This window comes from Thauera aromatica, assembly GCF_023093595.1.
In the GTDB taxonomy this organism is placed as follows: domain Bacteria; phylum Pseudomonadota; class Gammaproteobacteria; order Burkholderiales; family Rhodocyclaceae; genus Thauera; species Thauera aromatica_A.
Window position 1 is genome coordinate 1 of record NZ_JALLIK010000027.1, and the last position, 1376, is coordinate 1376.

Here is a 1376-nt window from a genome sequence, read left to right on the forward strand (position 1 = left end):
GACAGGAAGCTACACAAAACAACAGCTTGTGAACAGGGGTGCGGCAAGTATTTGATCGTGAACGTCATTTTTTGATGCTCAACGACAAATGGGTAGCTGCGGTAGCCCTGGACGGTGCTGCCGGATGTCACCATCGCCCCGAATGGCGGCCAATACATCGAATTGCGCATTCCGCGCGCCATGGCCGTTGCGTCCACCACGGACGGCCGCTACTTCCTGCGCGTGGCCGATCAAAGCAAGCCCGTGACGGGTGATGACGTTATGCGCCTCGCCAGCGAGCGTTCCGCATTGCCATGGGAAACGCAAACCACCTTGCACGTTTCACGTACCGAGATTGATGTCGCCAAACGCGACAAGCTGCTTGCAGGCTTGCGCGCATCGGATCGCGTCAAGCCTTCCGTGAAAGAGAAGTCTGACGACGAGTTGCTCGATCACTATCAGCTCGCACAAGGGCCGAACCTCACCAATCTGGGCGTGCTCAGTCTCGGTCGCCAGCATCATCGCGCTCAACTGACCACCGCTCCGGTCATCCAGTTCATCAAGTACGACGAGCAAGGACAGAAGGTCAACAAGCTGGTCTGGGACGACCACACGCAAAGCCCGATGGAATTGATCGAAGCGGTCTGGCAGGAGATACCTGACTTTCGCGAGCGCTACGAACTACCCGATGGCCTGTACCGCCAGAACGTGCCCGCCTTCGATGAAATCGTGGTGCGCGAATTGTTGGTCAACGCGTTGGTACACCGTCCTTACACCCAGCGCGGTGACATCTTCTTGAACCTGCATCCAGACCGGCTGGAAGTGGTCAACCCTGGACCGCTACCGCTGGGCGTCTCGCCGCAGAACGTGCTCCACACTACGGTACGCCGCAACGAACACCTGGCACGCCTGTTCCATGACTTGAAGCTGATGGAGCGGGAAGGCAGCGGCTTCGACAAGATCTTCGAAGTGCTGCTCTCGCAAGGCCGCCCGGCTCCCGAGTTGATCGAGACCCACGACCGCGTGCAGGTGACAGTGCGCCGCCGCATTCTCAAGCCCGAGATCATCGACTTCATTGCGAAAGCGGACCAGACCTATCAGCTCACGCAGCGCGAGCGGATCGCATTGGGCCTGTTGGCGCAGCACGATGCCCTGACGGCACGCGAGCTGGCAACGTCGCTTGAGCTGCCATCGGTTGAAGCATTGCAGCCCTGGCTCAAACGCCTGCTGGATTGGCAGTTGGTGCAAAGCGCCGGGCGTACCCAGGCAACACGCTACTTTGTTGACTGTTGGCGCCGGCCGAAAACTGACCATGTAGAGGGGTGAATTCCGGCTGAAAACTGACCAGGGTGTTTAACCTCTCTGCCTCATTTTGAGGCAGAGGATCAGAGGTGATC

The 1376-nt window shown here is 58.8% G+C and carries 1 protein-coding gene; it reads left to right on the plus strand.

The features are described from left to right. Positions 1-114 precede the first annotated feature (114 nt). On the plus strand, positions 115-1305 hold the full coding sequence (locus tag MXC99_RS00360; protein ID WP_247723662.1) for an ATP-binding protein: 1191 nt from the start codon (positions 115-117) through the stop codon (positions 1303-1305). Positions 1306-1376: the final 71 nt, after the last annotated feature.